Below are 8,213 nucleotides of genomic sequence, written 5' to 3' on the forward strand. Positions count from 1 at the left end.
GTTTATTGGGGTTGAGTGTTGGGAGGCAGCCGTCCGCCGAGGGCGCTGCGCAGATCGGATTCGGCAAGCCAGAAGTCGCGCTGTGCATCGAGATAGCTGTTTACGGCGTTGATCTGTTCGCGTGCATCGGTCAGGAGTTCGAACACGCTGACGAGCATGCCGTTGTAGCGCAGCAGGTTTTCGTCGCCGATGCGCTTGCGCAGCGGCACGACCTCGTCGCGGTAATGCAGCGCGATGTCATAGCGCGCCTGATATCCGGCGTAGGTTTCGCGCACGGTGGAGCGTGCATTGATCGCCTGTTCGGCCAGGCGCGATGCGGCCTGCAGATAGATGTTCTCGGCGCGGGCCACGCGGGCGCCGCCCCAGTCGAACAATGGCACCTCGATGTCGATGCCGTAGCCGGTTTCACGCGGACGACCCGTTTCGGAATTGAACAGGTAGCTGGCATCGATCACACTGATAAAGCGCGTGGCACGCGTAAGGCCCAGCGACCGCGACAGACTGTCCAGTTGCGCGCGGCCGGCCTGCAAATCGAGACGGTTCGAGATGGCATAGCCCTCGAGGCCCTGCATCGAGGGACGGTTGGCCGGAAGGTCGGGCAGTCGCTCCGGTAGCTGGAACGCCAGGTCATTGCCCCAGAGGCCAAGCTCGCGTGTCAACCGCTCCCTTGCAGACAGGGCGCGCTCGCGTGCCCGCGCCAGTTGCGCGGCGGCATCGGCATAGAACCCCTGCTCGCGCGCGTGATCGAGCGCGCTGACGTTGCCGCTGCGGGCCAGGTCGCGGGCAAACAGTGCGCCAGTCTCGGCGGCTCGCCGCACCTGCTCGGCATAGCGGGCCGCCTGCTCGGCGGCAACGGCCTGCACCCAGGCACGCCGCGTGGATTCGGCGCGCCGCAGCGTGGCGTCGGCCACAGCCAGCCGCGTCTGTGCGAAACGGCCCTGTTCGATACGGGCTGCGAAAGGCAGCGCCAGCAGGTTCATGAAGCCCACCGTGACGGCCCGCTCGATCTTCAGCTCGTCACCCGAGGTCTTGCGGCTGAACGAGAATCCCGGGTTTGGCAGGCGCGTAGCCTGCACGTAGTCGGCCTCTGCGATGCCCAGGTCCGCGTATTGCGCTTGCAGGCCGCGATTGTTGAGCAACGCCACCTGGATGGCGCGCTCGGCGTCCAGCGGCTGCGCCAGTAGTTCGCGCGTGCGCTCCTGCACGGCGGCGCGGTCGGCATCGGTGCGCACCCAGGTTGCTTGCTGGCCGAGGCGTTCGCGCGTGGTATCGGCCACGGTATCGAACCCGCCATCGGGAGAAAAGCCGGCGCAACCGGCCAGCAGCAGTGCGGCCATCAACGAGGCGATGGGCATCGCGCCACGCTTGAGCAAAGCCTTGATTTGCATGATCGGCCTCAGTGCGCGTGGTGATGGGGATGGCCGGAAGCCGGCGCTGCCGGTGCTGCTGGCTCTGCGAGTGGGGCTGGCGCCGGATGATTCATCATGTGATGGCCGGCGTGCGGGTCCGTTGCCTGGCTTGCGTCGGCCGGGGCAACGCTGGCATTCGACTCGCGCCACGGCTTGACTTGCGGCGTCTGATAGGGGACGTAGCCAGCCAGTGCCGAGACATCGGGCAGGGCCGGAACGGGGATGTGGGGGTCCGTCGGATCGGGCAGGGCAGGCGCGGACGCCTGGCCGACGGCGAGTGCCGGGACCAGCGTCAACAGCGATGCCAATGCCATACAACGCATGGCAAGCATGTGAAATTCTCGGTAGCGGTCAGGAGAACGCGCGGCTTACTGCGGCAGGCCGCAAGGCAACGCGAATCTGCGGGAAGGCGAGGGGTGCGATGGACGCACCTCGGGTGTCAGCAGTGGCGCGCGGGCGGCCGGTCTGCGGGCTGGGAGGCGTGGCTGGCGAAGCTGGTGAAGATAGCCAGCGGCAGCGCGTGGCGATGGTGCTGCAGCGCTACGAGGGGGATTTCCGGCAACAGCATGACGCTGGCCGCGCAGGCGGCACAGGCGCTGCAAACGCCGGCATGGTGAGACGTGTGATCGGTGGAGGGCGCCGACATGTCCGCGGGCGCCGACATATCGTGCCGAGCCGGGGTGCCGGCGTCGTCCATGCTCGCGTTGCCCTCGTGGCAATGCGCATGGATGTCCTGGCCAATCTCGGCTTCCGCCACGGCCTTGATCGCGGCGTGTCGCTCGGGCATCGATAACCCTGCGGCTTCGGTCGCGCTGCAAACCATCATGACTGCCGCCACGGCACCCTGCACGGGCAGCGCGAACATGGCAAAACACAACAGGAAGCAAGACAGCAGGCGTTTCATCGAAACCGTAAGGCGACCTGCAGGGCGCAGGCATTGGGGCGAGAATGGATGGGTGCCCGGGATCAGGGCAAGCGCGCATTGTACTTTGTTTGTCGATCAGAATTTGCGCAAATATGATGACAATCGTGCAATGATCGCCCAATTACGGCCAACCTCGGATAGTGTCGGGGTTCTGCAATAAACCGATAGATGGTGCGCCGGCATTGCTGCCGGACGCGCGAAGTGAAAGACCATGCGCATCCTGATTGTCGAAGACGAACCCAAGGCGGGTGACTATCTGCTCAAGGGGTTGACCGAGTCCGGCTTTGTGGCCGACCTGGCCCGCGACGGCGTGGACGGTCTGGCCCACGCACGCGAACAGCACTACGACCTGATCGTGCTCGATGTGATGCTGCCCGGCATGGACGGCTGGCAGGTACTGCGCGAACTCCGCCGCGACAAGGACACCCCGGTCCTGTGCCTGACGGCTCGCGACGAGTTGTCGGACCGGCTCAAGGGTCTGGAACTCGGGGCGGACGACTACATGGTCAAGCCCTTCGCATTCGCGGAACTCGTGGCACGCATCCGCACCATCCTGCGACGCGGCCCGCTGCGCGAAAGCGAGTTCATGGAAGTGGCGGACCTGCAGATCGACACCATCCGGCGCCGCGTCACGCGAGCGGGCCAGAAGATCGACCTGACGTCGAAGGAATTCGCGCTGCTGCAACTGCTGGCGCGTCGCCGGGGCGAGGTGCTGTCCCGCTCGCTGATTGCGTCGCAGGTGTGGGACATGAACTTCGACAGCAATACCAATGTGGTGGATGTCTCGATCCGACGCCTGCGTGCCAAGGTGGACGATCCGTTTCCGAACAAGCTGATCCACACGCGGCGCGGCATGGGGTACGTGCTGGACGAATCGGACGAAGCATGAGCAGCAAGGCATGAAGCGCCTGCTGCGCCTGCGCCGCGCCATCGACGCCTGGATGCCGGCCTCGCTGACCACGCGGCTGGCGTTGGCCTATGGCCTGACCACGGCCGCGATTCTCGTCGGCGTGGCTACCTATCTCGCTACCGCCCTCGGTAACCAGCTGCAATCCCGCGACGAGAGCGAACTGGTCGGAGAAGTCCTGCTCGTGCGGCACTTGCTGCGCGAAGTAACCGACGAGATGGAGATTCGCACCGATACCCATCGGTTTGCCGATATCGCGATGGGCCATGAGGGCCTGATCCTCGTTGTGCGCACGCGTGACGGCGAACCGCTGATGACGCTCAATCCCCATAACGAGACGCTGCCACCGCTGCGTGTGCTGCCTGCCGCCACGGCTCCCGATAAATCCCATCTGGAAACCTGGCATCCGCGCAATGGCGTGCCATCCCGGGGCATGGCGGCGCTGGGACAGATCGGCAATACCGACCGTACCGTCGAAATCATCGTGCTCAGTGATGCGGGTTACCGCGTGGCGTTGATGCGCGAGTATCGGAGCGAGTTGCTCGGCGCGGTACTGTGCGGGGCCATCGTGGCAGCCGCACTGGGTTTCCTGCTGGCCCGACGGGGCTTGCGGATGCTGCGCCGCATGGCCAGCGATGCCGCTGCCGTGACGACGAGCCGGCTGGCAACGCGGCTCGACGTCGGCGGCGCGCCCGAGGAACTGCGTGAGCTGGCTGGTGCGCTCAATGCCATGCTGGCGCGTCTGCAGGACAGCTTTACGCGGCTGTCTCAATTTTCGGCCGATCTCGCGCACGACTTCCGCACGCCCATCAGCAACCTTGTTGGCACCACGCAAGTGGCGCTTGCCCAGCGCCGCACGCCTGCCGAGTACGAGGCCGTGCTCGAATCGAACCTGGAAGAGTACGAGCGCTTGTCGCGCATGATCGAGAACATGCTGTTCCTGGCGCGCGCGGACAACGCACAGGTGGCGCTCGGCGCCCGCTCGCTGGACGCGCGCGCCGAGCTGGACAAGGTGGCCGAGTATTTCGAGGCCGTGGCCGCCGACCGCAATCTCACGCTGGCGGTGTCCGGCGTGGCGACGGTGATGGCCGACCAGACCCTGCTGCGGCGCGCCATTATCAACCTGCTGGACAACGCGGTGCGCCACGCGCCTACCGGCAGCACGGTGCGGATGGTGGTCTCGCGGCCCAAGGCGGGCTGGACGGCCATCACGGTTGCCAACGGCGGGCCGGCAATCGACGCCGAGGCGCTGCCACAACTGTTCGGGCGTTTCTATCGCGCCGACCCGTCGCGCCGTAATTCGGCAAGCTCCACGGGCCTCGGGCTGGCTATCGTCGACACGATCATGCGTCTGCATGGTGGCAGCGTGTCGGTGCAAAGCGTCGAGGACGACACCCGGTTCGAACTCGCGTTTCCCGATCTCGCCGGGTTGCCTGAGTCCGGCGAAGCACGCCTGGCCCGGGCTTGACCCTGGAGTGGCTACAGGGTCTTCAATGGCAGGCAAGATGCTTCGAGGATTCCGTCATGGCCCGCTCCACCCCAGACCACGCTTCGCCCCTGCCGCCGCAGAAGGCTGACGCGTGCTGCTCAGGACACTCTCATGCTGCTGCGGCCCCGCCCGCAGCGGCTGATCCGCACGACCATTCCCACGACGCCAGGCATGACCACGGGCACCACCACGACCACGGTCATCCCCATGCCCACGCGCCAGCCATCGATAGTTGCTGCAGCGGTGGAGGTTGCGCGTCAACGACAGTCTCGGCCCCGGCGGTGGCAGCGCCGCCCGGCACGCGGTCGTCAGCATTCCGCATCGAGGCCATGGATTGCCCCACCGAGGAGACGCTGATCCGCGGCAAGCTGGGCGGGATGGATGGCGTGGCGGCGCTGGATTTCAACCTGATGCAGCGCGTGCTGACCGTCCATCACACGCTGCCGTCGGCAGATCGGTTCGTGCAGGCCATTGCTTCGCTCGGCATGAAGGCCGAGCCGCTGAGCCACGACCGCGCAGCCGCTGCCGTTGCGGAGCCGGCCAAGCCCTGGTGGCCGCTGGCGCTGGCCGGCGTGGCAGCGCTGGGCGCCGAGCTGGCCGAATGGTTCGGGATTGCCACGCCGTATCTGCCCGCAGCGCTTGCGCTGGCCACGGTGCTGATCGCGGGGCTCGGTGTCTATCGCAAGGGCTGGATCGCCGTCCGCAATGGCAACCTGAATATCAATGCGTTGATGAGCATCGCTGTGACTGGGGCGATGCTGATCGGCCAGTGGCCCGAGGCGGCCATGGTGATGGCGCTGTTTGCATTGGCCGAGCGTATCGAGGCCGCGTCGCTCGACCGTGCGCGCAACGCCGTGCGCGGCCTGCTGGCGATGACGCCGGAGCAGGCGACAGTGTTGCAGCCGGATGGTAGCTGGCTCGGCGTCAGGGCGGCCGAGGTTGGCGTGGGCGCCACCGTGCGGCTGCGCCCCGGCGAACGTGTGGCGCTAGATGGCCGCGTTACCCGTGGGCAGTCGGCGCTCGATCAGGCGCCCATCACGGGCGAAAGTGTGCCGGTGGACAAGGTGCCGGGCGATCCGCTGTTCGCCGGCTCAATCAACCAGTCCGGCGAACTCGAATATACGGTGACGGCGCCAGCCGATGATTCCACGCTCTCGCGCATCATCCATGCCGTGGAAGCCGCACAGGGCAGCCGCGCCCCGACGCAGCGATTCGTGGACCAGTTCGCGAAGATCTATACGCCGGTCGTGTTCGCCATCGCGCTTGGCGTGGCGGTGGTGCCGCCACTGTGGATGGGCGAGCCGTGGCTGGCCTGGATCTACAAGGCGCTGGTGCTGCTGGTGATCGCCTGTCCGTGCGCGCTGGTGATTTCCACGCCCGTGACCATCGTCAGCGGGCTGGCGGCCGCCGCGCGCAAGGGCATTCTGGTCAAGGGCGGTGTCTATCTGGAGCAGGGCCATCGGCTGACATGGCTCGCGCTCGACAAGACTGGCACGCTCACGCATGGCAAGCCTGCCCAGACCGATATGGCGATGCTGGTGGACGATGTGCCGCAGGCGCGCGCCATCGCGGCCAGTCTCGCGGCACGCTCGGACCACCCGGTCTCGCGCGCGGTGGCCATTGCGGCCGAGGCCGACGGCGTGGCCGGCTTCGAGGTGCAGGATTTCGAGGCGGTGGCGGGGCAGGGCGTGCGCGGCACCGTGGACGGTATCGCTTACCGCCTGGGCAACCATCGCATGATCCACGACCTGGGCGCCTGCTCTCCTGCGCTCGAAGCTCGACTCGAAGCCATCGAGCGGCAAGGCAGGACCATCGTCATGTTGGCATCTGTGTCGCCCGATGGCGGGGCACGAGCGCTGGCGCTGTTCGGCGTGGCCGATACCGTGAGAGAGACCAGCCGTCAGGCCATCGAGCAACTGCATGCACTGGGCGTCAGGACGCTGATGCTGTCGGGCGACAACCCGCATACGGCGCAGGCCATTGGGCGTGCCGTGGGGATCGATGAAGCGCGCGGCAATCAGTTACCGCAGGACAAGGCCGATGCGCTGGCGGCGCTCGCCACCCAGGCACATGGCCGTGGTGAAAAGGTGGGCATGGTGGGCGACGGCATCAACGATGCCCCGGCGCTTGCGCGTGCCGATATCGGCTTTGCGATGGGTGCGGCAGGCACCGATACCGCGATCGAAACGGCCGACGTGGCGTTGATGGATGACGACCTGCGCAAGATTCCCGCGTTCGTGCTGCTGTCGCGCCGAACTTCGTCGATCCTGAAACAGAACATCGCGCTGGCACTCGGTATCAAGGCCATCTTCCTTGCCCTGACGGTGATGGGCATGGGCACGATGTGGATGGCCGTGTTCGCAGATATGGGCGCGAGTTTGCTGGTGGTGTTTAATGGGTTGCGGTTGACGCGGAAAGAGACGGTTTAGAAATCCCCACTGGCTGGCTCCCCTTCCGCCTGTTTAATTCCCCTCTCCCGCATGCGGGAGAGGGGAATAACCCAGTCGGAACAGTCAGCCCTACGGCTGCACAATCAATTCACCGCTCCGCCCCGGAATCTCTCCCCACGTCACCGGCAACTGCGGCAGGTGGCTCCGGTCGATGTGCTGGTAGTACGTACCCATCGACACCAGTTCGTGCCCCTGCGCACGCCATCCGGCCAGCAGCCGCTTGAAAACCGGTGCCAGCTTGCCGCCTTCGATTTCCGTGTGCAGCGTGAAGATATGATCGTCGTCGCCTTCGCTCAGTTTGAGCACGGCGTGGTGGGCGTTCTCTTCCGTCAGATCGTCCACGCCGATCAATTCATCGAGCGTGGGGAGCGTGGTAGGCATCTGCACATGCTTGCAGGGTTTGCCATCCACGGTCGGGATGTACGGCGCCGTGCCACGGCCATCGGACGCGTAGGTCATGCCCCAGTCATCGATCTGCCGGAACGCCTCGTCGTTCATCTGCCAGCCGGCGGCACCGTGCGTAGGAGGCGGGGCGCCGAAGATGTCGATGAAGCGGTCGAACGATTGCTGCATCTGGCGGCGCGTCCAGGCGGCGTCGCGGCTGCGCACGTTGTCTTGCCAGTAGACGTGGTCCCAGGTGTGGATGCCACACTCGTGACCGGCTGCCGCTGCCGAGCGCATTTCCGCAGCGGCTTTGCGGCCAATGTCCGGACCGGGCAGTAGCACGCCATTCATCAGCGTGCGCAGCCCGTAGTTGGACACCACGGACGTACGCGACACCTTCTTCAGAAAACCCGGCCGGAACACGCGGCGCAGCGCCCAGCCCGTGTGGTCCGGGCCAAGGCTGAACAGGAACGTGGCGTCGGCCTGCACGGCCGACAGCATCGATAGCAGCGCCGGGACGCCTTCACGCGTGCCACGCAGCGTGTCGACGTCCACCTTCAGGGCAATGCGAGCCATGCCGGATCAGTTGCCGTCGACCAGCGTGCGCGCTTCCACCACCTTGTCGCGATACGCTTCGAAGATCCGGCGC

General features: G+C 66.1%; 7 protein-coding genes. 3 read left to right on the forward strand and 4 right to left on the reverse strand.

Annotated features, from left to right (window positions below; all coding sequences use genetic code 11):
- Positions 1–2 precede the first annotated feature (2 nt).
- From ABDB81_RS18090 to ABDB81_RS18100, 3 genes are all read right to left on the reverse strand, one after another.
- Positions 3–1,388, reverse strand: a complete 1,386-nt coding sequence (locus tag ABDB81_RS18090; RefSeq protein ID WP_237380546.1) for a TolC family protein — start codon at positions 1,386–1,388, stop codon at positions 3–5.
- An 8-nt stretch (positions 1,389–1,396) separates the two neighbouring features.
- Positions 1,397–1,741, reverse strand: a complete 345-nt coding sequence (locus ABDB81_RS18095; protein WP_346812635.1) for a hypothetical protein — start codon at positions 1,739–1,741, stop codon at positions 1,397–1,399.
- A gap of 107 nt (positions 1,742–1,848) precedes the next feature.
- On the reverse strand, positions 1,849–2,313 hold the full coding sequence (locus ABDB81_RS18100) for a hypothetical protein (protein ID WP_160473887.1): 465 nt from the start codon (positions 2,311–2,313) through the stop codon (positions 1,849–1,851).
- Positions 2,314–2,545: 232 nt separating this feature from the next.
- On the opposite strand from ABDB81_RS18100, the gene ABDB81_RS18105 reads away from it, so the two are divergent.
- Genes ABDB81_RS18105 through ABDB81_RS18115 form a run of 3 tightly spaced genes read left to right on the forward strand, consistent with a single transcriptional unit; the run spans position 2,546 to position 7,159 of the window.
- On the forward strand, positions 2,546–3,223 hold the full coding sequence (locus tag ABDB81_RS18105) for a heavy metal response regulator transcription factor (protein WP_137927531.1): 678 nt from the start codon (positions 2,546–2,548) through the stop codon (positions 3,221–3,223).
- Between the two features lie 10 nt (positions 3,224–3,233).
- Complete coding sequence (locus tag ABDB81_RS18110; RefSeq protein ID WP_171020491.1) at positions 3,234–4,709, forward strand: heavy metal sensor histidine kinase; 1,476 nt, start codon at positions 3,234–3,236, stop codon at positions 4,707–4,709.
- Positions 4,710–4,765: 56 nt separating this feature from the next.
- A complete protein-coding gene (locus ABDB81_RS18115) occupies positions 4,766–7,159 on the forward strand; it encodes a heavy metal translocating P-type ATPase (RefSeq protein ID WP_346812639.1) in 2,394 nt (797 codons plus the stop codon).
- 90 nt (positions 7,160–7,249) lie between these two features.
- On the opposite strand, the gene ABDB81_RS18120 is transcribed toward ABDB81_RS18115, so the two are convergent.
- Positions 7,250–8,140, reverse strand: a complete 891-nt coding sequence (locus ABDB81_RS18120; protein ID WP_346812642.1) for a polysaccharide deacetylase family protein — start codon at positions 8,138–8,140, stop codon at positions 7,250–7,252.
- Between the last annotated feature and the right edge of the window lie 73 nt (positions 8,141–8,213).

It is taken from the genome of Cupriavidus sp. DL-D2, from assembly GCF_039710735.1.
GTDB lineage: Bacteria > Pseudomonadota > Gammaproteobacteria > Burkholderiales > Burkholderiaceae > Cupriavidus.